This is a genomic window from Pseudoflavonifractor sp. An44, from assembly GCF_002161675.1.
Lineage (GTDB): Bacteria > Bacillota > Clostridia > Oscillospirales > Oscillospiraceae > Enterenecus > Enterenecus faecium.
In genome coordinates this window covers 48,115-71,795 of sequence record NZ_NFIH01000004.1, presented here as the reverse complement: position 1 = coordinate 71,795, position 23,681 = coordinate 48,115, and the positions used below count along the sequence as shown (strand labels likewise).

General features: G+C 59.4%; 29 protein-coding genes. 1 reads left to right on the top strand and 28 read right to left on the bottom strand.

Annotated features, from left to right (window positions below):
• From B5F98_RS12650 to B5F98_RS03015, 7 genes are all read right to left on the bottom strand, one after another.
• Positions 1-1,041 carry a hypothetical protein gene (locus B5F98_RS12650; RefSeq protein ID WP_143482180.1) on the bottom strand — a complete coding sequence of 347 codons (1,041 nt, stop codon included), beginning with the start codon at positions 1,039-1,041 and terminating at the stop codon, positions 1-3.
• Positions 1,042-1,202: 161 nt separating this feature from the next.
• Entirely contained in the window at positions 1,203-1,682 is a 480-nt protein-coding gene (locus B5F98_RS03040) for a hypothetical protein (protein ID WP_087369557.1), read from the bottom strand.
• 34 nt (positions 1,683-1,716) lie between these two features.
• On the bottom strand, positions 1,717-2,172 hold the full coding sequence (locus tag B5F98_RS03035) for a helix-turn-helix transcriptional regulator (protein ID WP_087369556.1): 456 nt from the start codon (positions 2,170-2,172) through the stop codon (positions 1,717-1,719).
• 196 nt (positions 2,173-2,368) lie between these two features.
• Positions 2,369-2,698, bottom strand: a complete 330-nt coding sequence (locus tag B5F98_RS03030) for a hypothetical protein (protein ID WP_087369555.1) — start codon at positions 2,696-2,698, stop codon at positions 2,369-2,371.
• Positions 2,699-2,775: 77 nt separating this feature from the next.
• Positions 2,776-3,114, bottom strand: coding sequence for a hypothetical protein (locus B5F98_RS03025; RefSeq protein ID WP_087369554.1), 339 nt, complete (start codon positions 3,112-3,114; stop codon positions 2,776-2,778).
• 1 nt (position 3,115) lies between these two features.
• The gene (locus B5F98_RS03020) at positions 3,116-3,415 is read right to left on the bottom strand and encodes a DUF2089 family protein (RefSeq protein ID WP_087231325.1); all 300 of its coding nucleotides are present in this window, start codon (positions 3,413-3,415) and stop codon (positions 3,116-3,118) included.
• A gap of 101 nt (positions 3,416-3,516) precedes the next feature.
• Positions 3,517-4,368: a LysR family transcriptional regulator gene (locus B5F98_RS03015; protein WP_087369553.1), complete on the bottom strand. Its 852-nt coding sequence runs from the start codon at positions 4,366-4,368 to the stop codon at positions 3,517-3,519.
• Between the two features lie 146 nt (positions 4,369-4,514).
• Here B5F98_RS03015 and B5F98_RS03010 point away from each other — a divergent pair, with 146 nt between their 5' ends.
• Positions 4,515-7,088, top strand: a complete 2,574-nt coding sequence (locus B5F98_RS03010; protein ID WP_087369552.1) for an FAD-dependent oxidoreductase — start codon at positions 4,515-4,517, stop codon at positions 7,086-7,088.
• A gap of 296 nt (positions 7,089-7,384) precedes the next feature.
• Here the strand turns inward: B5F98_RS03010 and B5F98_RS03005 are convergent, their stop codons facing one another.
• The 21 genes from B5F98_RS03005 to B5F98_RS02905 form a co-directional block, all read right to left on the bottom strand.
• Complete coding sequence (locus B5F98_RS03005; RefSeq protein WP_087369551.1) at positions 7,385-7,771, bottom strand: NADH-quinone oxidoreductase subunit C; 387 nt, start codon at positions 7,769-7,771, stop codon at positions 7,385-7,387.
• Positions 7,772-7,790: 19 nt separating this feature from the next.
• Complete coding sequence (hypE, locus tag B5F98_RS03000; RefSeq protein WP_087369550.1) at positions 7,791-8,792, bottom strand: hydrogenase expression/formation protein HypE; 1,002 nt, start codon at positions 8,790-8,792, stop codon at positions 7,791-7,793.
• Positions 8,793-8,798: 6 nt separating this feature from the next.
• Positions 8,799-9,890, bottom strand: coding sequence for a hydrogenase formation protein HypD (hypD, locus tag B5F98_RS02995; protein WP_087369549.1), 1,092 nt, complete (start codon positions 9,888-9,890; stop codon positions 8,799-8,801).
• A complete protein-coding gene (locus tag B5F98_RS02990; RefSeq protein ID WP_206418074.1) occupies positions 9,880-10,104 on the bottom strand; it encodes a HypC/HybG/HupF family hydrogenase formation chaperone in 225 nt (74 codons plus the stop codon). Before B5F98_RS02990 ends, hypD begins: the two co-directional genes overlap by 11 nt.
• Entirely contained in the window at positions 10,101-12,338 is a 2,238-nt protein-coding gene (gene hypF / locus B5F98_RS02985) for a carbamoyltransferase HypF (RefSeq protein WP_087369547.1), read from the bottom strand. The genes B5F98_RS02990 and hypF overlap by 4 nt, the downstream gene beginning before the upstream one ends.
• The gene (locus B5F98_RS02980) at positions 12,331-12,798 is read right to left on the bottom strand and encodes a hypothetical protein (RefSeq protein ID WP_087369546.1); all 468 of its coding nucleotides are present in this window, start codon (positions 12,796-12,798) and stop codon (positions 12,331-12,333) included. The genes hypF and B5F98_RS02980 overlap by 8 nt, the downstream gene beginning before the upstream one ends.
• Positions 12,795-13,244: an NADH-quinone oxidoreductase subunit B gene (locus tag B5F98_RS02975; protein WP_087369545.1), complete on the bottom strand. Its 450-nt coding sequence runs from the start codon at positions 13,242-13,244 to the stop codon at positions 12,795-12,797. Before B5F98_RS02975 ends, B5F98_RS02980 begins: the two co-directional genes overlap by 4 nt.
• Before the next feature lie 14 nt (positions 13,245-13,258).
• Positions 13,259-14,221: a complex I subunit 1 family protein gene (locus tag B5F98_RS02970; protein ID WP_087369544.1), complete on the bottom strand. Its 963-nt coding sequence runs from the start codon at positions 14,219-14,221 to the stop codon at positions 13,259-13,261.
• A 14-nt stretch (positions 14,222-14,235) separates the two neighbouring features.
• Positions 14,236-16,176, bottom strand: a complete 1,941-nt coding sequence (locus B5F98_RS02965) for a proton-conducting transporter membrane subunit (protein ID WP_087369543.1) — start codon at positions 16,174-16,176, stop codon at positions 14,236-14,238.
• A complete protein-coding gene (locus B5F98_RS02960) occupies positions 16,173-16,523 on the bottom strand; it encodes an NADH-quinone oxidoreductase subunit K (RefSeq protein ID WP_087231360.1) in 351 nt (116 codons plus the stop codon). Before B5F98_RS02960 ends, B5F98_RS02965 begins: the two co-directional genes overlap by 4 nt.
• Positions 16,520-16,981, bottom strand: a complete 462-nt coding sequence (locus B5F98_RS02955) for an MnhB domain-containing protein (RefSeq protein WP_087231362.1) — start codon at positions 16,979-16,981, stop codon at positions 16,520-16,522. Before B5F98_RS02955 ends, B5F98_RS02960 begins: the two co-directional genes overlap by 4 nt.
• Positions 16,968-17,342, bottom strand: a complete 375-nt coding sequence (locus B5F98_RS02950) for a hypothetical protein (protein ID WP_087369542.1) — start codon at positions 17,340-17,342, stop codon at positions 16,968-16,970. Before B5F98_RS02950 ends, B5F98_RS02955 begins: the two co-directional genes overlap by 14 nt.
• On the bottom strand, positions 17,339-17,602 hold the full coding sequence (locus tag B5F98_RS02945) for a hydrogenase subunit MbhD domain-containing protein (RefSeq protein ID WP_087369541.1): 264 nt from the start codon (positions 17,600-17,602) through the stop codon (positions 17,339-17,341). Before B5F98_RS02945 ends, B5F98_RS02950 begins: the two co-directional genes overlap by 4 nt.
• Positions 17,599-17,943 (bottom strand): monovalent cation/H(+) antiporter subunit G, encoded by a 345-nt coding sequence (mnhG, locus tag B5F98_RS02940; RefSeq protein WP_087231371.1) that lies wholly within the window; start codon positions 17,941-17,943, stop codon positions 17,599-17,601. The genes B5F98_RS02945 and mnhG overlap by 4 nt, the downstream gene beginning before the upstream one ends.
• 3 nt (positions 17,944-17,946) lie before the next feature.
• Complete coding sequence (locus B5F98_RS02935) at positions 17,947-18,201, bottom strand: monovalent cation/H+ antiporter complex subunit F (RefSeq protein WP_087231374.1); 255 nt, start codon at positions 18,199-18,201, stop codon at positions 17,947-17,949.
• Positions 18,198-18,728 carry a Na+/H+ antiporter subunit E gene (locus tag B5F98_RS02930; protein WP_087369540.1) on the bottom strand — a complete coding sequence of 177 codons (531 nt, stop codon included), beginning with the start codon at positions 18,726-18,728 and terminating at the stop codon, positions 18,198-18,200. The genes B5F98_RS02935 and B5F98_RS02930 overlap by 4 nt, the downstream gene beginning before the upstream one ends.
• Entirely contained in the window at positions 18,725-19,393 is a 669-nt protein-coding gene (gene hypB / locus B5F98_RS02925; protein WP_087369539.1) for a hydrogenase nickel incorporation protein HypB, read from the bottom strand. The genes B5F98_RS02930 and hypB overlap by 4 nt, the downstream gene beginning before the upstream one ends.
• Positions 19,393-19,734, bottom strand: a complete 342-nt coding sequence (gene hypA, locus B5F98_RS02920) for a hydrogenase maturation nickel metallochaperone HypA (RefSeq protein ID WP_087231383.1) — start codon at positions 19,732-19,734, stop codon at positions 19,393-19,395. Before hypA ends, hypB begins: the two co-directional genes overlap by 1 nt.
• Before the next feature lie 6 nt (positions 19,735-19,740).
• On the bottom strand, positions 19,741-20,823 hold the full coding sequence (locus tag B5F98_RS02915; protein WP_087369538.1) for a nickel-dependent hydrogenase large subunit: 1,083 nt from the start codon (positions 20,821-20,823) through the stop codon (positions 19,741-19,743).
• Between the two features lie 266 nt (positions 20,824-21,089).
• The gene (locus tag B5F98_RS02910; protein WP_087369537.1) at positions 21,090-21,926 is read right to left on the bottom strand and encodes an RNA methyltransferase; all 837 of its coding nucleotides are present in this window, start codon (positions 21,924-21,926) and stop codon (positions 21,090-21,092) included.
• A gap of 59 nt (positions 21,927-21,985) precedes the next feature.
• A complete protein-coding gene (locus B5F98_RS02905; protein WP_087369536.1) occupies positions 21,986-23,512 on the bottom strand; it encodes an LCP family protein in 1,527 nt (508 codons plus the stop codon).
• Positions 23,513-23,681: the final 169 nt, after the last annotated feature.

Sequence of the window (23,681 nt, the reverse complement as noted above, 5' to 3'; positions counted from 1 at the left end):
TTAGCGTAAACCAAACAGTTTTTCATACTCCACCAAACAGGTAACCACTTCGTTATAGTATTTTTGCTGCAAGCTACCGTGGTAACCTTCCGAGTCCGGTTTGGATTTTAAGTCATTGACCTCGTGTTGAAGTGCTTCACGATACTTTTTTGCTTGAAGAAGGGAGGTTACTGTAGCGACATATGAAGAATTACCACAGCTTCCGGTTTTTTTGTGATCGGCTACCATCATGCGAATACAGTAGGCTGTATTTGTATTAAAACCATTTCTCAGTAAAGAATTTGCAGGTATAAAATGATGGCGATTACCTCCATTTGCAGTAAATTTATTATAGGGTTGTGCATCAAAATTATATCGAACTCTGTCTTCTTTGTTTTTATTGTTATAGGAGTGTTCTCTGCCATTATCATATACCCGGGTAGAATATTCAAACTTTTCCTTAACACCCCATTTTGTTATATTCCATGTGGAAATAACACCGTTTGTTACATTAGACTTAGAGAAAACAGTAGAGCTACGAAGCTGCCAGGTCGTATTGTTTAAAGTGTAGCACATAAGGGTACCAGAAACAACGCCAAGTGGATTGTCAGCATCAACCATGGCTGCTTTGACTGATATCGATTTGTCTGTAATTGGATAATAAATATACCATATGTCGATGATTGAACCGCGTGAGTTCTTTTCTACATACAATGTACCATTGTCGATAGTTCCGGTTTCGGTCTCGGAAGGAAGAGAAAGAGCATACTGCTCTGAAATTTCTTGAACGTCACTTGGACTAACATCGGAGAGAATATTAGTACTGTTTGTATAGTTGGATGCAGTTTGATAGAAATATGCCCTTATTTCTTTTTGTGCTTCAAGCAGTTCTGTCATTTCGCCCGTATCGTTTAAAAAGTCTACGATGGATGAATCTGCAAGGGCTTCTGGAACAGATAATTGAGAAATAACAACGGAATTATCACTTTCACTAGCAAATGAAAGTAACGATGTTGATAAAACCATACACAAGGATAACAATATTGTAATAAATTTTTTCATAAAACAACCTCCTCTCAACTAACTATAAATCAGTTTGCGAACAATAAGTTTATGCCTTGAAGATTTATTTCCTGAAAATAAGGCCAACTTGCTGTCGATGGCAATTTAAAAAATAAATTTCTGCATTTCATATCCCTACTTTCTCGTAATGCACCTATTTGTCAGTAGTAGACAAAACCCATAATTTGAACAGATACGTTAGAGTTGTTCCGAAAAGCTAAGTAATACTTCCCAGTTTTACGCACTCGAATGGTCTTATTTATGGTGCCAGAATTCTCAGTAAAACTATAAAAATACCCATTACTATCAATTAGACCAGCAGAAATAGACGAGCTTCTTGGTGAGTAGGTGAAGTTCATGGAAACCGTTTCCCCAACCTCTAGAGAAAACGGAGTGTCAGCTTTGAGAAGCTTTCCTGCATCGATGGTAATGTCCAAACGATTGGTTGCCCGGGTATTATCCAGATTAAAACTATCTATGACGGAGATAATCTCAGCTTGTTGCTCTATAGATTGGACATATGATACAGTCTCGGAACAAGGTGCATCGATGTATACTGTGGCAAAGGCTCCAGTACAGCATAGGACTACCATTCCAAGAGAAAGGGACGAAATAAGAAGTTTCTTTGTAAGCTGTTTCATGATTTCCTCCATCGTGATTTCAGATTATAGTGTGTTAGTCAAACCCAAAGTTTCCATCTGGAGCGACAGTACCTTCTTGTTGAAGGTGATCTATGTCTACAAGATTTTCATTTTGAGAACGGTTCATACGCCACAGACAAGTAGATAGCAAGAATACAAATACCAGGAACACGATAGCGGCTACAATGGAAATTCGTTTCCTGAATAAAACAGTAATACCTATTCTTTGCTTCTTGGGAACAGCCTTTGGAGGCTCGGGCTGACTTTCAGGAGAAGATGGCGTTTTTCCTTCTATATCGTGCCCCACCAATTCATCCAGAGACACCCCGTACAGGCGGCTGAGCTCCAGCAGGTTCTCTGTGGAGGGGACAGAACTGCCTACCTCCCACCGGGAGATGGCCTGGCGGGACACGTTGAGACACTCCGCCACATACAGCTGGGAGTATCTGTGCTCTTTCCGCAGTGCCGCTAATTTTTCTGACAGTACCATATTGACACCTCAAATCTATCTAATATCGAACCCAAATGAAACCACATCGGGGTTGCATTTGGGCAAGTATTGGTTGCAACCCCCAGTTTACATGCTCATGGAGCCTTTGTCCAGCAGAGAAAAAGGCCCGCCCCCTGGAATGGCACCATGCGATTCCAGGGGGCGGGCCTTATTTGTGGGGGTAAAACCATCCCGCTCAATTCATTTCAACCAAGATATAGTCGTCTGGGTCAAAGGGGGTGACGCTGCTCAACAACCACTGAGAGACCTCCTCAAATGTAATGTCCTCCCGCTGGCTCAGCACGACATAGTGGGAATCTGCTTGGGCATTTGGCAGGGTCCCGGTGAGCTCCAGACGGTACGGGTACACGGTGTCCTCACACTTCCAGGTGCCGTCTTTCAGCTCCTGGTAGGTGACCATCACACTGTCCTGGCCGCTCTCATAGGTCTTGACCACGTTGGAGGCGGAACAGCCAGCCAGCAGAACCAGGCTCAGGGCCAGGCCCATCAACCATTGCTTTCTCATGGGGAGACACTCCTTTCCTGGGTGGGGGCGGTTGCCCCTCAGATTCAAGTCCAGTGTATCCCATTCTGCGGGGGCCGTCAACCGTCCAGGTCTTGAATGTTCATCTTGTCCAGCTGTTTTTTCCGGCTGTACTTCTCCCGACAGGCGGAGTAGATGCCCAACAGCACCAAGGTGGGAATGTTGTACATCAAAAACAGCAGGAGGGTGGGGACGAGAATGTCACCAAAGCTCTGATGCTCCGTGGGAATATAGGCGTATAGGGCGGCCCCAAAGGTGACGCACAGGCTAAAGAGGAAGGTGAGGCTGGGCAACACCAGCCCCGGCCATCGGCTCTCCCGGCGGGAGAGAAAGATTTGCAGCAGAACGATGCCCACCAGCAGGGCAAGGGTGATGAGGGCGTTTATGGGATTGAACATATCATGGTCCTCCTTGTTGTTTTTTGTACTGGGTGATGAGCAGCTTGGCGGTGTCAAAGTCCAGCTTATCCTGGAGGGCCAGCCGCTTGATGAGGGCGATGTACGGCTCGCCCTCCACCTGGTCGCTCAATTGTATTTTTTGAATCAGGCGGTCCAGCCGCAGCCGCACCGTGGGGTAAGTCACCCCATATTGACGGGCCATCTCCTTCAAAGACCCGGAGGAGAGAAGAAACTTTTTGATAAACACCAGGTCTTCCTCCTCCAGATTGGCCATCCACTCGGGCATGATATCCAGTGCCACGAGGCATACCCTCCTTTCTTTAACAATGTTCATTATATACTTTAATAAAATTAAAGTCAATATGAAAGTAAGAGCTGCCGCATCTGCGACAGCTCTTGGGTTTACTCCTGGAGAAAGAGCCGGATTTTCTCCTGTGGGTCGGTATTTTTTAAGTATACAATGTTAAATTCCCGGATAATGGGGTCTCCCTCCATCCAGAACTTGCCCAGCTGGGGGTCGCTGTCCGCCAAAGCCTCATAGACAAAGCTGACCCCCAGGTTTTGCTTCACTGCATCCAAAATCAGCTTAAAGGAGCTGATGCAGATGTGGCGGTCAAACCGCTCCAGAGACTCGTTGTAGCCCTTGAGCTTCTGTTCCAGAATGGCCCGGGTGCCGGAGCCCGCCTCCCGGTGGATGATGGTGGCGGAGAGCAGCTCGGGCAGTCCCACCTTGCGGCCACAGAAGGGGTGGTTTTTGTGGCAGATCCCCACAAAGGGCTCCTGACGAAACAGCTGCCATTCAAAGTGGGTCTTGCTAAAATACCCCTCTACCACTGCAAAGTCCAGCTGGCCGTCGTCCAGCATTTGCAGCAGGTGCTCGGTGTTGTCCACAATGAAGGTGAGGGCGTGGTCCTGGCTGGTGAGGAAGCGGTTGACCCGGTGGTTGATGACGTAGTCCCCGATGGTCTTGGTGGCCCCCACCTTCAGCTCCAGTACGTGCGGATTGGAGAGTTTGCGCCGCACCTCCAGGTCGTTGTGCTTCACCGAGCGGGCATATTCCTCCAACGCCCGCCCCTGTGGGGTCTGAATCAGCTGCCGCCCGGCGTAGGTAAACAGGCTGCACCCGTACTCGTGCTCCAGAAATTGAATGTGATGGGTGACGGCAGGCTGAGAAAGATGCAGAATTTGGGCGGTTTTGCGGTAATTCATCTCCTCACACAGGATGAGGAAGGTTTCCATTCGATAATCCAGCATAGATATACCCCAGTTCTTTCATAGGTAAAGTGGGTGATTCAGAATTTGAATCGTTGTATCATTAAGTCGAATCAATTATATCATCGAAGGTATGGTATAATCAACACGCTTAATTCTGCGAAAAAATGAACAAAGGAGAGGGAGATATGAACGTGATCGTCATCGGCGGCGTTGCCGCAGGCACCAAGACCGCCGCCAAGCTCAAGCGTGAGAACCGGGACGCCAACGTCACCATCTACACCAAGAGCCAGGACATTTCCTACGCCGGGTGCGGCCTGCCCTACTATGTGGGCGGCAGCATTGAGACCCGGGACGAGCTGATCGTCAACACCCCCGCAAAGTACAAGGGCCTGACCGGCGTGGACGTGGTCACCGGTATGGAGGCCACCTCCGTGGACGCCAACGCCAAGACCGTGACCGTGCGCAACGTGGTGAGCGGTGAGGCCAACACCGTCAGCTATGACAAGCTGGTGGTGGCCGTGGGCGCTGAGCCCTTTGTGCCCCCCGTGGAGGGCGTGAACCGGAAGGGCGTGTACACCATGCGTACCCCCGACGACGCCATCGGTCTGCGTGCTTACGTGGACGATAACCACTGCCGCAACGCTGTGGTGGTGGGCGGCGGCTTCATCGGCCTGGAGATCGCCGAGAACCTCATGGCCAAGGGCCTGAACGTCACTGTGGTGGACATGGCCGACCAGCTGATGCCCAACATCTTTGACGCTGAGGTGGCCGACTACGTCCGCCGCAAGCTCCAGGCTAAGGGTATGCGTGTGCGCACTGGCACCGCCCTCAAGGGCATTGTGGGCACCGAGAAGGCCACTGGCGTGGACACCAGCGCCGGCGTGCTGCCCGCCGACGTGGTGGTGCTGGCCATCGGCATCCGTCCCGCCACCGGTTTCCTGGCTGAGTCCGGCCTGGAGATGGTGAAGGGCACCATCGTGGTGGACGACCACCAGCGCACCAACCTCAACGATGTGTACGCCGTGGGCGACTGCGCCATGGTGCACAACCGCATCACCGGCAAGGGCCAGTGGTCCGCCATGGGCTCCACCGCCAACATTACCGGCCGGTGCCTGGCCAAGAACCTCACCGGCACCGATGCCCCCTACCTGGGCTGCATGGGCACCGGCGTGGTCCGTCTGGCCGACGACCTCAACGCTGGCCGCACCGGCCTCACCGAGGCTCAGGCCAAGGCTGAGGGCTATGACGTGGTCACTGTGACCTGCGTCACCGACGACAAGGCCCACTACTATGCCGACGCCTCCTCCTTCGTCACCAAGCTCATCGCCGACAAGACCACCGGCAAGCTGCTGGGTATCCAGGTGCTGGGCGGCGGCGCTGTGGACAAGATGGTGGACATCGCCGTCACCGGCATTGCCATGGGCGCCAAGGTTGCCGACTTCGACACCCTGGACTACGCCTATGCGCCTCCCTTCTCCACTGCCATCCATCCCTTCGTCCAGGCCTGCTACATCCTGGAGAACAAGATGTCCGGCGCCTTTGAGACCTTCACTCCCGCCGAGTACGCCGCTGGCGCTGCCAAGGACTACCGCGTGCTGGATGCTCACCCCGCCGCCACTCTGCCCGGCGCCACTTGGGTGAACCTGTCCACCGTCAACGGCCCCATCGAGGGCACCACGCTGGACGACAAGCTGCTGCTGGTGTGCGCCAAGGGCAAGCGCGGCTACTTCCTGCAGAACCGCCTGAAGGCCCTGGGCTACACCAACACCCGCGTGTTGGAGGGCGGCGCCTTCATCAACACTGTGAAGATTTCCGTCCCCGGCACCGCTCTGAGCGCCGCTGAGATTAAGCGGGTGAAGGGCCTGGGCTGCCTCCAGGACAAGCGTTACCCCGACGTGTTCAACGTGCGTATCATTACCCGCAACGGTAAGATCACCGCCGACGAGCACCGTGCCGTCATCGAGGCCGCTGAGAAGTTCGGCAGCGGCGAGGTGACCATGACCACCCGTCTGACCCTGGAGATTCAGGGCGTGAAGTACGAGAACATTCAGCCCCTCATCGACTTTGTCAACGAGCGCGGCCTGCTCACCGGCGGCACCGGCTCTCTGGTGCGTCCTGTGGTGGCCTGTAAGGGTACCACCTGCCAGTACGGCCTGCTGGACTCCTTCTCGCTCAGCGACAAGATCCACGAGCGCTTCTATCTGGGCTACCACACTGTGACCCTGCCCCACAAGTTCAAGATCGCCGTGGGCGGCTGTCCCAACAACTGCGTCAAGCCTGACCTGAACGACCTGGGCATCGTGGGTCAGCGTGTCCCCATGGTGGACCTGTCCAAGTGCCGTGGCTGCAAGGTGTGCCAGGTGGAGAACGCCTGCCCCATCAAGGTGGCCAAGGTTGTGGACGGCAAGGTGATCATCGATCCCAACGAGTGTAACAACTGCGGCCGCTGCAAGGGCAAGTGTCCCTTCGGCGCTCTGGAGGAGTACACCGAGGGCTACAAGGTCTACGTGGGCGGCCGCTGGGGCAAGAAGGTTGCCCATGGCCACCCCCTGAGCAAGATCTTCACCAGCGAGGAAGAGGTTCTGGACGTGGTGGAGCGCGCCATCCTGTTCTTCCGTGACGAGGGCATCACCGGCGAGCGTTTTGCCGATACCATTGATCGTCTGGGTATGGAGTATGTGGAGGATAAGCTGCTCAACCAGGCCATCAACAAGGAAGCCATCCTGAACAAGACCGTTAAGGGCGGCGCCAGCTGCTAATTATACATCCAAGAATAGAAAAGGACCCTTTCCCAGGCCGTCGGCCTGGGAAAGGGTCCTTTCGTCTTTCAAACAACCACAAGACAATGTCAGAAGAAAAAAGTGTCATGTATGGTCAAAAAGCCCTCGGCAGAGTTTTCCCGCCCGGGGGCGGGAAAATCAATTGAAATCTGTTTTTCCCGGGGACATGCGCATCGGGAAAAACACTTCTCAGCCCGTCAGTGTGGCCTTGGGTCGCCCTTTGACCCAAGGATGCATGCAGCGGGCTGCACTCACTCTTAAAAATGCTGGCATTTTTAAGAATCTAGGTTGTTTTCCTTGCGCAGCACGTCAATGGGGGTGACGGTGATCTGCCCCTCGCCGCTGAGCAGGTTGTCCGGCATAAACAGCCGCTGGCTGCAATCCAGGCCCTCAAAGGTGATGGGGACCAGCTCCGCCACGTCTCGCTCCGCCCACTGGGCGGCGGCGTCGTAGATGTGGGAGATGGTGGGCACGGTGGCGTGGCCCCGCACCTCGTAGCTCAAAACATTGGGGCCGTCGTCGTAGTCGTAGGTGACCACGGGGGTGCCGTCGTTTTCAATGTGTCCGTGAATCATGATGAGCAGCCGCCCCGCCTGCCGCATTTTCTCTGCGGTGGGTACGATCTCTTCGGGCTGAATTTGAATTTTTTCATTGGTCTGCATGGTGACATCCCCTCACTTTTTAACAGATTCTCGGCAACTGTGCGCCGGATAGCTTGGATAACACGCGGTGGGCTCCAAAGACGGTTTTCAGTACCGCCCGGCCCGGGAATTGGGTGGTGATGGAGCCGATGATGGCGGCGTTCTCGCCGCCGGGAGTGCGGTGTAGGGCCTCCAGCACCGCCGGAGCGGTCTCGGGGTCCACCACCGCCAGCAGCTTGCCCTCATTGGCGCAGTACAGAGGGTCCAGCCCCAGAAGGGCACAGGCGGCCTCCACCTGGGGCCGCACCGGCACGGCGTCCTCCTGCACCTGGGCACACAGGGGGGTGCCCTCCACAAACTCATTGAGCACCGTGGCCACGCCGCCCCGGGTGGGGTCACGCAGCACCCGCGCGCCGCCCACAGAGAGAGCCGCAGCGGCCAGCTGATTCAGAGGCATACAGTCAGAGACCAGTTCATCCCCCTGGAGCATCCCGCTTCGAGCCAGCATCACGGCGGTGCCGTGGTCGCCCACGGTGCCGCTTATAAGAATTTGATCTCCCTCCCGGATGGCCTGGGGGGACAGCCCCAGCCATTTCACTTCCCCAATGCCGGAGGTGTTCAGGTAAATCCCGTGGCCGTGTCCTCGCTCCACCACTTTGGTGTCCCCGGTGACTACCTGCACCCCACAGGAGGCGGCGGTGGCAGCCAGAGAGGTGATGATGCGCTTTAAATCTTCCACCGGGAAGCCCTCTTCCAAGATCATGCCCAGGCTCAGATATTTGGGCACCGCTCCGCACATGGCAAGATCGTTGACGGTGCCGCACACGGCCAGCTTGCCAATGTCCCCGCCGGGGAAGAAGATGGGGTCAATGACAAAGCTGTCGGTGGAGAAGGCCAGGGGGCCGCTCACATCCAGCAATGCCCCGTCCCCCAGGGGGGCCAGGTGGGGGTTTTGCAGGGCGGGGAGAAGCAGCTCCTCAATGAGCTGGGCGGTGCGGCCTCCGCCGCTGCCGTGGTCTAAGGTGATATATTCTGGTTCCATCCTGGGTCATTCCCTTCCATAGAGATAGGCGGCGGCGCAGGCTCCCTCCCCGGACACCATACACGGCCCCACCGGGTTGTCCGGGGTACACACGGTGCCGAACAGAGGGCACTCACGGGGGCCAATGCGCCCACAGATCACATCCCCGCACCGACAGGGGGAGGGGGTAGTCTGTGGGGCAGGGGAGAAGCCAAAGCGGGCGGCGGCGTCATAGGCGGCAAATTCCGGCTTCAACCCAAAGCCGCTGTTTGGAATATTACCCAACCCCCGCCAGGTGTCGTCTTTTGGGTCCAGCACCTGGGCCATCACTCCCTGGGCCATTTGGTTGCCCTCACGGGACACCGCCCGGGTGTATTCGTTTTCCAGCTTGGGGGCGTGATTCTTCACCTGGGTGATAAGCAGGTGGAGGGCCGCCACCAGGTCCCCCGCCTCAAAACCCGCCACCACGGCGGGTTTTTCATATTCCTGGGGGAGGAACAGGAAGGCATCCGCCCCCAAAATGGTGGCCACATGGCCGGGGCACAGAAAGCCGTCCACCCCGAAGTCCTCTTGGCTCAGCAGAGCCCGGAGGGCGGGGGGCGTGGCTTTCAGCAGGCACAGCAGGGAGAAGTTTTGGAGCCCCTGCCGTTGGGCCTCCAGCACCGCCAGGGCGGTGACGGGGGCGGTGGTCTCAAATCCAACCCCCAGGAACACCACCTGTTGTTCCGGGTGGGCTTTGGCCAATTCTAAGGCATCCATGGGGGAGTATACCACCTGGATGTCTGCCCCCAGGGCCTTTTGCCGCCGCAAATCAAACCCAGGCTTGGAGCCTGGTACCCGCATCAAATCCCCGTAGGTGGTGAGGGTGACCCCGGGCAGAGCGGCTATGCGCAATACCTCGTCCATCACATTGGCGGGGGTGACACACACCGGACAGCCGGGCCCGGAGATCAGCTTCACCTGAGGGGGCAGCAGCTGCCGCACCCCGGTGCGGGCCAGGGCCATGGTGTGGGTGCCGCACACCTCCATGAGACGCATGGGGGGCAGGTGTGGGTCACGGATGGCCTCCACCAACCGCTCCAGGCCCTGGGGGCGGCGGAAATCCGCTTCACAGAGCATTGGCCACCTCCTGGAGGGCTTGCAGGTTTTGCAGCGCCTGCTCCTGGCTGAGCCGCTCCATGGCAAACCCGGCGTGGACCAGCACGTAGTCCCCCACCTGGGGGTTGCGGATGAAGTCCAGGCGCACCGAGCGGCGAATGCCGCCCGCCTCGGCGATGCCCTCCTTGTTGTGAATTTCCATGAGCCGCAGGGGCACGGCCAGACACATAGTCATCCTTCCTTTCTCCGCGCTGCCGCGGCGATCAGCTGTCCCAGGGCAATTCCCTCGTCGTTGGTGGACACCCGGGAGTGGTGATAGGCCCGGAACCCCTGGGCGGCCAGTGCGTCCAGGATGCGGGGCAGTAGATACATGTTTTGAAAGACGCCGCCAGAGAGTACCACCCGATTGAGTCCGGTGTGCTTCCGGGCGAATTGGCACTGTTTCACCGCCAATTCCACCATGGCGTTCATAAACTGGGCCGCCAGCAGGTGGGGGGAATCGCCCGCCGCTTTGCGTTCCATCAGGGCGGCGGTGAGGGCGGGGGTGTTCAGGCGGCACACGCCGTCCACCGTCTCCACCTCCACCGGGAGGGCCTGGGTGATGTCATCCTGGGCCATGTGCTCCAGGCGGATGGCGCTCTCCCCCTCGTAGTGGACGGGGGAGGAGCCCCCCAACAGGGCATACACCCCGTCAAAGAGCCGCCCCATGCTGGAGGCAGGGGGACAGTTGAGCCCGGCTTTCAGCTGTAGGGTGAGCAGCTGGGCCTGGGGGGCGATGGAGTGTTCTTCCAGCCCTGCCTCCACCAGCAGGCTGTGGGCGATGCGCTGGGGGTCCCGGGTGCAGGCGTCCCCGCCGGGCAGGCGGATGGGGGAGATGGAGGCCAAGCGGGTGAAGCCGTGGGCGTCTCCCGCCAGACACTCGGCCCCCCATATGGTGCCGTCTGTACCCAGCCCCGTGCCGTCCCACACAAGGCCGATGCAGGGCCCTGTGAGGCCGTTATCCGCCATGCAGGAGAGCATATGGGCGTGGTGGTGCTGTACTTGGAGCAGGGGAACATTTAGCTCACGGGAGAGCTGTTGAGCCACCTGGGTGGACAGATAGTCCGGGTGGAGGTCGCAGGCCAGCCCTTCCACCTCCACCCCGAAGAGGGTGCGGAAGTGGTGGAGCTGGGTTTGGTAGTGCTCCAACGTCTCCATGTTTTTCAAATCCCCGATGTGCTGACTCAGCAGGGCATCCTGGCCCTTGCCCAGGGCAAACCCCGCCTTCTGTTCCGCTCCACACCCCAGCAGGCCGTGGACGGGGATGGGTACCTCCAACGGTTGGGGCACATAGCCTCGGCTGCGGCGCAGGGGGTACTCCTTCCCCCGGAAGATGCGGAGGAGGGAGTCGTCACACCGGGTGACAATGTCCCGGTTGTGGAGGAGAAAGCCGTCGGCGATGCCTTGGAGGCCCTCCACCGCCGCCTGGTTACTGATGAACACGGGGCAGTCCGAGGGGTTGGCGCTGGTCATCACCAGAGCGGAAAAGCCCTCCATGAGCAGGTAGTGCAGGGGAGTGTAGGGGAGCATAATCCCCAACTCCGGGGTGTGGCTCAGGACATCCGGGGCAGGGTTCCGCTTGCGCAGCAGCACAATGGGCCGCCGCCAGCTGCCCAGCGCTTTTTCCTCTTCCGGGGAGAGGTGGCACAGGGCACGGGCGGCATCTACGTCGGCGCACATGAGGGCCAATGGCTTCCCTTCCCGCTCTTTGCGCTGCCGCAACCGGGAAGCGTACTCGGGCAGACAGGCCAGGTGGAAGCCACCCAGCCCCTTCACCGCCACAATCCCGCCCTGTCTCAGCCGCGCCTGGGCTAGCCGGATGGGGGCGCCCTCCACGGCCTGTCCCGCCCCGTCCAGGTAGGTGAGGGTGGGGCCGCAGTTGGGGCAGCAGGTGGGCTGGGCGTGGTAGCGGCGGTCGGTGATGTCGGTGTACTCGCCTTGGCATTCTTCGCACATGGGGAACACCCCCATGGCGGTGCGCTTCCGGTCATAGGGCACGCTTTGGACAATGGTGAACCGGGGCCCGCAGTTGGTGCAGTTGAGAAAGGGGTGGCGGTACCGCCGGTCCTTGGGGTCTCGCATCTCCCGCAGACAGTCCTCACAGATGCCCACGTCCGGGCTTACCTGGGTGTCCGGGAGGGTTTCCCCCACGCTGGGCAGAATGTGAAAGCCCGTCTCTCCGGTGGGGGGAATGGAAACGGTGCTGACCCGGCGAATGCGGGCCAGCACCGGGGCCTGTTGCTGCAATTGTGGGACAAACTGGGTCACCTGGTCCGGCTGCCCCTCCAGCTCCAGCTCCGCCCCCTGGGAGGTGTTGCGGATGAAGCCGGACAGGCCCAGCTGGGTGGTGAGGCGGTGGACGGTGGGACGAAACCCCACCCCCTGCACCAGCCCCTCCACCTCCAGGCGAATGCGGGAGCGCTCAGCCATCGGCTTTCTCGGCTGCTGCCTTGGCGGCTTTGGCGGCCTCTGCCTTGGCCTTCAGCTCGGCGATCTGCTCCGGGGTCAGCTTGGGGGGCGGCGCCTTCTTGATGAAGGTGCCGGAGACCAGGAAGTCCTCGGGCTTGGTGCCCACGATCATGTAGTCGTCACTGAGCTCGATGGACTTTCGGGCGCAGAAGTCCGCGCACATGGAGCAGAAGGTGCAGCTGGTCAGGTCAAAGGTGAGGGTGATTTTCTGGTCCCCGTTGGGCAGAGGTTCCATGGTGCGCTCCATGCACTGGGGGGCGCACACCCGCATACACATCCCGCAGTTGACGCAGGTTTCCGGGTGGTAGATGATGCGGCCCCGGTAGCCGGGGGCTGCCTTGGGGGGCTCTCCCTTGGGGAACTTCTCGGTGGCCGGGGCGCGGAACAGGTTGCCCAGAGCTTTTGTGAGGTAGGGAATCATGCCTGACGCATCTCCTTCCGCTTTTCAGCCAGTATTTCGGCGGCCTTGGCCAGAGCGGCCATGATGGCCTCGGGCTTGGGGGTGCAGCCGCCCACGGACACGTCCACATGGGTGTACTTCTCCAGGGGACCGTCCACACAGTAGCTGCCCTTAAAGACGTTGCCGGAGCGGGGGCAGGAGCCCAAGCTCACCACCACCCGGGGTTCGGGGACCTGGGCCAGGGTGCGCACCAGGCGGTCACGGGTCTGGGAGGTGACGGGGCCGCTGACCACCACGATGTCCGCTTGGCGGGGGGTTCCGGTGAGGCGGAAGCCCAGCCGTTCGGCGTCATACCGGGGGGTGAGCACCGACACCAATTCAATGTCACAGCCGTTGCAGGAGCCTGCATTGATATGGAAAATCCAGGGACTTTTGGCCATGCTCTTGTCAATCATTCGTTGAAACATTTCCTTGTCCCTCCTTACAGGCCCAGCCAGACCAAAATGAGACTGATGAGGGCCAGACCGGCCACCACCGTCCAGTAGAATTTGAACACTTGCTCCACCTTGAACCGGGCGCACACGGCGTGGGGCACGCTCATGGTGACAAAGGTGAGCACCACGCTGAGGACCACCATCACCAGGGCGTCCAGAGCGGCGTACCCGGTGGAGATGCCGCCCAGGAACAGCACGCAGAAGAGGGCGCACATGACGTACATTTTCACGCAGTGGGTGAGCCGGAACAGTCCGGCGGGGGGGCCGCTGTACTCGGCCAAGGTGCCCTCGCAGATCTCGGTCTCCGCCTCGGCGATGTCAAAGGGGTGCATGCCGATCTCACAGGGGATGACGAAGAGCATGGCCAGAGCGGCGGGAATCATGCTCCAGTGGAAGAGCATATTGCCATTGATGGCCTGCCAGTCCACAATGGCCTGGAGGGAGAAGGTGACCCCCAGAGGGGAACCCTCACCCGCCATGCGGCCCACGGCCAGCATCACCAGCACGAAGGGCAGCTCGTAGGAGATCATGGCCACCATTTCCCGGCTCAGGCCCACCCCGGCGAAGGGGGAGCCGGAGGCGGCAGCGCCCACGATCATGGACGCACCCACCACCGTCAGGAGGTAGAGGATGACCACCAGGTCCGCGGAGGTGGAGTACACGGAGTAGGAGAACACGGGGACGAACAGGGCCACGGTGATCAGGGCGGCAAAGCCCAGCACCGGGGCGGCCAGGAACAGTCCCTTGCGGGCGTGGCGGGGGATGATGGTCTCCTTGCCGCAGCACTTGAGGAAATCGTACCAGGGCTGGAGCAGGGGCGGGCCCACCCGGTTTTGCATCCGGGCCACCAGCTTGCGGTCCAGGCCCGCCAGTAGCACCCCCACCACTACACAGAACAGCAGGCCGGGGAATACCAGCACATGGAAGATCGTCCAGAGAAGATTTGTCATGTCAGGTACCCCCTTTACAGAAAGATGACGCACAGCACCAGAGCCACAGCCATGGCGGCGGCGCCGTACAGGGTGTAGTCGTTGACCACGCCGCTGTGCCAGTTGTGCATGAAGGAGAAGTAATGTCTCCAGTTGTGTTTGAAGCCCCAGAACAGGTCGCTGCCTCCCACCTGGGAGTACACGCTGGCCTCACCGGAGAAGAAGGAGTCGTACTTGGGGTCCGTATCCGTGTCGGCGGTGATCTGGGAGGTGACGGTGGCCTTCTCGTCTCCGCCCAGCAGGGCCACGATGCACACGGCCAGGGTCACGGAAATGAGCAGCAGCAGCCACATCACAGGCTGCCAGGCCCCGGACAGGGAGAAGCCGGAAACCAGGGAGGATTCCACCCCGTGGGCGGCGGCGTACCCGGTGCCCATGGCGGCGTCAATGTACCCGGAGGCATTGGTAGCGGCCTGGGTGGCGGGGGTGAGCAGCCACTGCTGCACCTGGTCGGGGAACAGACCGGGCAGGATGCACAGGGCGGCCAGAATCCACATGGGAATGCGCATCCCCAGAGAGACTTCACGGGTATGTGCAAACTTGGGGTTGAGCTGGCCGAAGAACACGCTCTGCGCCACCTTGATGAAGGAGGCCAGAGTGAGCACGCTGGTGATGAGGGCGGCCACGCACACCACCACGAAGAAGAAGTTGCCCGTCTCTCCCGCCTTCTGGAAGGTGGCCTGATAGATCATCCACTTGGAGGCAAAGCCGTTGAAGGGGGGCAGGCCGCTGATGGAGGCCGCGCCAATGAGGAAGAGGGCGCAGGTGCCGGGCATCTTCTTGGAGAGGCCGCCCAGCTCGTCCAAATCCAGACTGCCGGTGGCGTGCTGGACCGCACCGGCGGTGAGGAACAAAAGACCCTTGAAGATGGTGTGGTTCATGGCGTGGAACAGGCCAGCAGACATGCCAAGAGCGGAGCCCAGGCCGATGACGGTGATCACATACCCCACCTGGGAGATGGAGTGGAAGGCCAGCAGCCGCTTAAAGTTGTGCTGGTTGAAGGCCATGGTGACGCACACGAACATGCTGATGACACCCACCCCGGTGACAAAGTACTGCACGAAGGGCTGGTCCATGTTCTGGTACAGGCAGTAGCACAGGCGGATGATGCCGTACACGCCGCACTTGGTCAGAACGCCCGAGATCATCAGAGAGATGGAGGCGGGGGCCACGGCGTGGGCGTCGGCGGCCAGGGGGTGGAAGGGGAACAGGAAGGCCTTGGAGCCGAAGCCCACAAAGAGGAAGGCGAAGGCGATGAGAATCACCGGGGAGGAGGCAGTGGGCAGCAGAGAGGCAATCTGGGCCAGATTCAGGGTGTGAAGCTGGGAGTAGAGGAGGGCGATGCCAATGAGCACCGAGGTGGAGCCCAGAGAGCCCACCACCAGGTACTTGAAGGCGCCCTCCAGAGCCCCCTCGTAGTGGTTGCGGAAGGCGGTGAGGGCCACGGCGGTGAAGGTCATGATCTCGATCATGACAAACATGTTGAAGAGGTCCCCGGACAGCACCAGGCCCAGCACGGAGCCGGACAGCATCAAAAACAGGGTATAGTAGTTGACCAGGGAGTCGTCGTGGCTCATGTAGAAGAAGGAGTAGACGCCGGAGACGAACACGGCCACCACCACAATGAGGGCGAAGAACAGGCTCAGAGCGTCCACTTCCAGGCTGTTGCCGATGGCCCAGCCCTCTACCGGTTCCCAGTTGCCCAGCCAGTAGTTGATGACCTGGCCCTCCAGCAGCACCGGCTGGATGAGGGCGAGGATGAGCACCAGGGAGACCAACATGGAGAGAAACACCACAGTGTTGCGCACCTTGGCGTTGCGCCGTCCCACCAGGGAGGAGATAAAGGCCCCCAAAAACAGGGACATGATGGCCAGGATGGGGAAGTTGTTGATGAAGTTAGAAAAATCGAATGTCATCCTCGTAACCTCCTAATCTGGTCCGACTCCAAAGTGCCGTACTGTTTGTAGAGCATGATGATGAGACTCAGGGTCATGGCGGTGGTACACGCGCCAATGACGATGGAGGTAAGGGTGAGGGCCTGGGGAATGGGGTCTACGAAAAAGGTGTCGCGGGTCAGCTCCGAGATGTTGAAGATGGGAGCGGTGCCGCCGTCGTGAAAGCCCACGGAGACGATGAGCAGGTTGACGCCGTAGTCCACCAGGCCCATGCCCACGCAGATCTTGAAGAGGTTCTTTTTCGTCACCATACAGTAGATGCCCAGGGCGATGAGAAAGAAGCAGACCAGGTAATTGGTGAATATCATGCCGCATCCTCCTCCTTTTCCTCGGGAGACTCGTGTTTGTCGTCCTCCAGCACGCTGAGCATCATGATCAGCAGACAGGTGATGCCCGCCATCACGTGGTAGCCCACCGCATCGTTCATCAGGATGCTGGTGTCCACCTGTTGCCCGGCAAAGACGAAGTTGACGCAGAAGTTCAGGCCCGTGAACACACCCACCAGGGCGATGACCACGTACATGATCTCCGCCACCGTCTCACTGGAGTGGAGCATGTGCTCGTTGAAGGAGTGCTTGACGCCCCAGCCGCCGTACCCCAGGTACACCAGCAAAATGGCGCTGGCCACCAGCACGCCGCCCTGGAAGCCGCCGCCGGGGCTGGTGCTGCCGTGGAGCACCACGTAGCAGCCGAAGACGCAGGCCAGGGGAAGGAACAGGTCGGAGGCGCACCGGGAGATGGCATGGGTCTTTTTATAGGTCTTCATGGCCCTGGTCCTCCTTTTTCACAGAATGGGCAGCCTTGCGCAGGATCACCAGGGAGCCTGCGATGGCGGCGATGAGAATGAAGCTCTCACCCATGGTATCGTAACCACGGAAGTTGAAGACCACGGAGAAGACCACGTTGTCGGCGGCGGTCTTTTCCAGGTTCTCGTTGACCATAATGGCGGCGGCGCCGTCGGCGTTGGAGTTGTCATAGGAGCTGGGGTCTTCGTACAGCCCCACCAGGTCGGTGTTGGTGCCGTCGTAGGTGGGAGGGCTGCCTGCCATGCGCCACCCGGCCCATACGCCGCAGGCCAGGAGTACCACAAGGGTCAGAGCCAAGACCACTTTTTTCGTACCGCTCATTTCTGCTCCCCCTTTCGTCCGTACACCTTACGCAGGGCGATGATGTAGAGAATGGTGGACAGCACCGCCCCCACGCTGGCTTCCGCGATGGCCACGTCCGGGGCCTGCAAGAGCACAAACTCCAGGGCCACAAAGGAGCCGGTGGCCGCCAGGGCGATCACTGAGTCGATGACCTTTTTGGCGTTCACCGCCACAATGGCGGAGGCCACAATGCCGCAGAGCACCAGGGTGTTCAGGACAAAAACCAAGGTACCATTCATTGGGGATCATCCTCCTTATAGTCGTCGATGATCGGCTCCGGGTTGGGCTTCACCGAGCGGTAAGCGCCCTTGCACAGAGCGTGGTTGGACACCGGGTTGGTGCCCAGCACAAACAGCAGGATGAACACCAGCTTCACCACCACAGAGCCGCTCATGCCGTTGGCCACCACATACACGATGCTGGCCAGGATGACAAAGATGGTGCCCATGGTGGAGATGCAGGTGGAGGCCTGGAGCCGCCCGAACACGTCCGGCATGCGCAGGATGCCCAGGGTGCCGATGAAGGCGAAGAACAGGCCGATGGCCATGAGGACAGCCACCACAATATCAACCGTTTCCATACCTCACAGCCTCCTTTCCAGATAGCGGCCCACAAACACGGTGCTGACAAAGCCCAGCAGGGCCACCACCAGGGCGATGTCCAGGTAGATGGTGCGCCCGGTGTGCAGGGAGTAGAGCACCAGGGCCAGAGCGGTCACCAGGTCCAAGGCGTCCATGGCGCAGATGCGGTCGGCGGCCGTGGGGCCCCGGAATACCCGGTAGAGCAGGAGCAGGTCCAGAATGATGCACACGATGGCACCAATTAAAAAGACTGTCATTTCCAAATCCTCCCGATCCAGCGTTCCATGGTTCCCTTGATGGCGTCCCCGGCCTTGTCCCGGTCGGTCTCCGCCACGTCGATCCAGTGGACGTAGTAGTAGTTGCGCCCCTCCTGGTCCTGGGCGGTCTCCATGGTGATGGTGCCCGGGGTGAGGGTGATGCAGTTGGACACCATGGCGATGCCGTAGTCACTTGTCAGGTTGGGGGAGCCGGGAATGCGCAGAATGCCCGGCTTGTAGCTGAGCTTGGGGCTCAAAACCAGCTTGGCCATGCTCACGTTGGCCTTGATGATCTCCCAGAAGAAGATGATGACGCAGTAGAATACCAGCAGGATGAGCCGCACCGGGTTGTAGAGGTAGAAGGCCCGGCTGTGGATGAAGAAGCGGCAGGCGAAGGCCGCCACAATCACCGACACGATGCCGCCCAGGATGAGCTCCCGGGGGGCAAAGGACCAGGTGAGGAGCATCCAGAAGAGGAAGCACACAATGGCGGTGGACAGCCAGGCGGTAAAGCGGAAGCCCTTCATGACGGACACCTCCCGATCTGAGCGTCGATTTTCTGGCTCAGCCAGTCCACCAGCTCCTTGAGGCCCGACCCGTCCCGGTTGGACAGGCGGAACACCGCCACCTCCGGGTTTTGCTCCCGGGCGGAGTGCTCCACCCGCTGGTCGTCAAAGTCGAAATAGTCCTTCAAGTCGTACTTATTCATCACCAGCGCCTGGGTGGTGGCGAACATCAGGGGGTATTTCTCCACCTTGTCGTCCCCCTCGGGGATGGAGAGGAGGGCCACCCGGAAGCTCTCGCCGATGTTGAACTCCGCCGGGCACACCAGGTTGCCGATGTTCTCCACGAAGATGACGTCCAGGTTGTCCAGATCGAACTCGGGGAGCATCTTCTCAATGCTCATGGCCTCGATGTGGCAGGCCCCGTCGGTGTCAATCTGAGTGACGGGAATGCCCATGGCGTGGATGGCGTCGGCGTCAATCTGTCCGGCGATATCCCCTTCGATGACACCAATGCGGTAGCGCTCCCGCAGGGCGTTGATCAGGGCCACAATGGTGCTGGTCTTGCCCGCACCGGGGGAGCCCATGACGTTGACCAGGCACACCTGGTGTTGGGCCAGCTTTGCCTTCACGGCGTCGCTGACGTCCTCGTTCCAGGCCATGACCTGGTGCATAACTTTGATTTCCATCAGTCAACCTCCAAACTCTCAATGTAGAATTCCCGGCCTTGAATCAGCTTTAGGTGGGTGGACCCGCACTGGGGACAGCGGACATGGCGGCGGTCGATAGGACTGTCCTGGTTGCAGTCCAGACAGTGGATGACCACCGGAAGCCGCTGGATGTCCAGCACTGCCCCCTGGGCGATGGTGCCCTGGCTGATGACGTCGAAGTAATCCTGGACACACTGGGGAACCACGCCGGAATACTCCCCCAGCTTGATGTGTACGGTTTTCACCTTTGTGGCCCCGTGTTCCTGAGCCACTTGTTCGGCGATGTCCAGAATGCTCTGGGTGATGGCAAGCTCGTGCATGGCAGTTTATCGGTCCAGGCAGGAGAAGCAGGGGTCGATGGAGGCCACGATGAGGCCTGCGTCTGCCACCGTGTTCCCCCGCAGCATGACGGGGACGGTGGGGGCGTTTTTGAAGGTGGGCACGTGGAGGCTCACCCGGTGGTTATTGAGGCCGCCGTCGGTGACCACCTTGTACACCAGATGGCCCCGGGGTGCCTCGTGGCGGGCAATGAACTCTCCCGCGGGCACCTTGGGAATGCGATTGCCCAGGTTGATGGGGCCCTCAGGCAGATTGTCCACCGCCTGGCGGATGATCTTGATGCTCTCGTAGATCTCCAGCACCCGGATCACTACCCGGGCGTACACGTCTCCGGACTCCTGGACGGGGACGGTGAAGTCGAAGTCCTCGTAAGAGGAGTAGGGGGCATCCCGGCGCACGTCCATGTCCACCCCGGAGGCCCGGGCGTGGGGGCCCACAGCACCCAGCCGGATGGCGTCCTCTCGGGTGAGGATGCCCACACCCTTGGTGCGCATGGCCAAGGTCTTGTCGTGGGTGAGCCAGTGGGTGATGGGGCCCATGCGCTTTTCCAAATCGTCCATGGCGGCCATCAGGTCCCGGCGCTGGTCGTCGGTGAAATCCCGGCGGGCGCCGCCGATGATGTTCATGCCGTAGTTGACCCGGTTGCCTGTGAGGGCCTCCAGCACGTCCATGGTGCCCTCCCGGTCGTTCCAGCACTGCATGAATAGGGAGTCGTGGCCCACAATGTGGCAGGCGATGCCCAGCCACAGAAGGTGGGAGTGGATGCGCTCCAGCTCCTCGATGATGACCCGGATGTATTGGCCCCGTTTGGGCACTTCCATTCCGGCGATGTGCTCAATGCACAGCGCATAGGTCAGGGAGTGGGAGTGGGAACAGATGCCGCATACCCGCTCCACCAGCACCAGGGTCTGGATAAAGTTGCGCTCCTGGGCCAGCCGCTCAATGCCCCGGTGATTGTAGCCCACAAAGACTTCGGCGTCGGTGATGCGCTCTCCGTCCACGGTGAGACGGGCGTGAATGGGCTCCTCCAGAGCGGGATGGTAGGGGCCGATGGGAATGGTATAACTCATAATGACCTCCCGGACTTGGCAGCTGGGCTGCCGCAGAATGATGGCTGTAAGATGCAAAAAAGGCCCGCACGTCTCCGAAAATTCCCAGAAACTGCCCACAGGAATTTCAACCAGATGTCTCTAACATATGGAAAATCCTGTGGCGCACTTTGTGAGTTTCGGCAAAACGTACAGGCCCACCACATCAGGTCTTGATAAAAATTATAAATCCCTCCTGCGTGGTTGTCAAGAATGTAACAAAAAAACCTCTGAAACTGTGTGGAATTTTACATATTGGATAAAGGGGGCTGGCGGTAGCGCAGTTCCCAGAAAGCGACCGCAGAGGCGGCGGCCACGTTGAGGGAGTCCACATCGTGGGACATGGGGATGCACACGGCCTCGTCGCACCCGTCGATGGTGGTCCGGGCCAGCCCGTCTCCCTCCGTGCCCAGCAGCAGGGCCAGCTTGTCGGCTTGGTGGAGGCCGGGGTCTTCAATGGAGTGGGCGTCGGGGGTGAGGGCCAGGGCGATGGTGCGAAAGCCCAGGGTGTGGAGCTGCTCCAGCCCACCCTCCGGCCACTGGGGGATGCGGGTCCAGGGAATCTGAAACACGGTGCCCATGCTCACCCGCACTGAGCGGCGGTACAGGGGGTCGCAGCAGTTGGGAGTGACCAGCACCGCATCCATGTGCATGGCAGCCGCCGAGCGGAAAATGGCCCCCACGTTGGTGGGGTCAGCAATGCCCTCCAGCACCGCCACCCGGTGGGCGTTGCGGCACAGTTGCTCCACCGTGGGGAGGAGGGGGCGGCGCATGGCGCACAGCACCCCTCGGGTGAGGGGAAATCCGGTGAGCTGGGCCAACAGGTCCGAGGGCCCGGTGTACACTGGCACCCCGGGGCACCGCTCCAGAAGGGGCTGGGCCTGTCCGGTGATGTGCTTTTCCTCCATGAGAAAGGAGAGGGGCTCATAGCCCCCATTCAACGCCCGCTCAATGACCTTGGGGCTCTCGGCGATAAAGATGCCCTTTTCCGGCTCCTTTCGGTTTCTCAGCTGGGCCTCGGTGAGGCGGGCGAAGGCGTCCAGCCCCGGGTGGTCCAGGGTGTCGATATAGATGATATTTGCCATGTCAATTCCTCCTAAGAGAAAGGCCAGGTGTATGCACACCTGGCCTAAATGGGTATTTGTTAATAGGAAGGGGCGTCAGAGGCCTCTGCGTTGGGGTCCTCAATGATCTTGCCGTCCCGCACCTGCTGCATCAGGTCCTTGGCCATCTCCACGGTGGACTCATCGGGGATGGTGACGTAGGCCTTCTGGCTGGGGATGGAGTAGGTGTACTCGCTGGAACCAGTGCCGGAGACGTAGTAGGTGACGATGTTCCAGTCGCCGCCGTTGGCCAGCTGATCCCGCACCAGAGCGGTGATGAGGTCGGTGGGGATGGAGGTCTTGAAGCAGTCATCCACCGCATCCATCAGGGAGGTGAAGTTGGTGAGCATGGCAGGGGACATGGCCTTCTCAGCCACGGCCTGGATGACCTGCATCTGGTTGATGCCGCGCTGATAGTCGCCGTTGACAAAGGCGTAGCGCTCGCGGACGTAGTACAGAGCTTCGTAGCCGTCCAGCTTGTTGATGCCCTGGGTGTAGTGGATGGTGGTGGGAGCGATGGTGGAGTAGAAGTCGTGCTCGGAATCCACCTCAATGCCGCCCAGGGCGTCGATGATGGTCTCAAATCCGGTGAAGTTTACCCGGAAGTAGTAGTCGATGTCGATGCCGTAGTACTGGGCCAGGGTGTCCTTGCTCTCGTCCACACCGTAGAGTCCGGCGTGGGTGAGCTTGTCGGGGTAGTCGTAGGAGCTGCTGCGGGCCAGGGGGATATAGAAGTCGCGGGGGGTGTTGAGCAGCAGCACCTGGCGGGTCTCGGTATTGACGGTGGCGATGATGTTCACGTCGCTGCGGCCGGTGGCCATGATGTTGCTGTCCCGGGAGTCGCTGCCGCTGATGTACACGGAGAACACAGAGTCCGCCTTGGAGGTGGAGGTCTTGTTGTTGTTGTTCTCCGTCTCCACCACCACGTGGAAGGACTTGACTTCCCGCAGCCCGTCCATGGCGTCCTCATAGCCCTCCAGGTCCTCCAGCACACTCATGTGGCCCTGGTCGGTGAGAATGGCATCTACCTCGCCCTCAGCCAGGGCGTCCACCAGCTTGTCGGCGCTGGCGTAGGCTTTGGTGGAAAGGGTGGTCTTGTATTCCTGGTCCAGCTGCTGGATGGCGGCCTTGGTGTTGGCCTCCGTCATGGACAGGGTGCCGAAGGTCTCGTCCAGCAGGTCCTCCATGTTCCGGTCATCGTCGGAGCGGACATAGACGGTCATCAGAGCGGTCTCATCTTCTTCGGCGGTGATGTTGTTCAGGGTGTCCATGCCGATGTTGATGTAGCGAATGCCCACGGCGAAGATCAGGCAGAAGATCATGGCCAGCACCGAGCCGATGGCCAGCCGCACCGGCTTGGAACGGGTCAGACTCAGCCACCACACCACGATCACGGGAACGGCTACCACTGCGCACAGCAGCCCGATGCGCAAAGCGTCCAGCATCTGGGTGGAGATGGCGGTGTAGACAAAATATCCGCCTAATATGGTAAAGGCAATCAGGGCGAGTTTGTTGAGAAAAAAGTCAAAACCAAGGCGTCCAGACTTCTTGTTTGGATATTTTCCCATAATATGTTCCTTCCTTTGACACCGCTTCCAGAGGGGCGGGCGTCAGGGTGATGTGTGCGGCGACCCTGCCGCAGCGGATAACTTCCGACATTATAGTACAAAAGAAGGAAAATGGCAATGGAAGTATCCGGGAATTTCCACCTGTTTTCGATTTTTGTGGGAAATTACA